This window comes from Psychromonas algicola (genome assembly GCF_004378355.1).
GTDB lineage: Bacteria > Pseudomonadota > Gammaproteobacteria > Enterobacterales > Psychromonadaceae > Psychromonas.
This window is the reverse complement of the sequence record NZ_SNUB01000112.1, coordinates 1-322: the sequence shown is the minus strand read 5'-3', so window position 1 is coordinate 322 and position 322 is coordinate 1. Positions and strand designations below refer to the sequence as shown.

Annotated in this window: 1 protein-coding gene; it reads right to left on the bottom strand. The window is 60.6% G+C overall.

Annotation, left to right across the window (positions count from 1 at the left end):
• Positions 1–55: 55 nt before the first annotated feature.
• Positions 56–322, bottom strand: a 267-nt coding sequence (locus E2R67_RS16555; RefSeq protein WP_445177052.1) for an ATPase, T2SS/T4P/T4SS family, incomplete at its 5' end; no start/stop codon positions are given.

The following is a 322-nucleotide window of genomic DNA, read 5'->3' as shown; positions in this document are numbered from 1 at the left end:
ATCCTGAGGCGTACGGGATGAAACGGGAGACGGTGCGGAATGGACGCGATGCCCATCAATCCTTCGTCACACGATTGGCTTCGATCAGGCTGATGGTGCCGGCGGCACACTTCCTCATCGCCGACTGGCGGAGATCGTTGACGCCGGAGCGTTGCGCCGCCTCGCCGATCTGCATCGAGTTGCCGCCTTCCAGAATGATCTTCTGGATTTCCTCGGTCAGCGGCATCACCTGGTAGATGCCGGTTCGTCCCTTGTAACCTTCGTTGCACTGATCACAGCCGACCGCCTCGAACAGGGTCACGCCTGCGTCGATCTGCTGCTG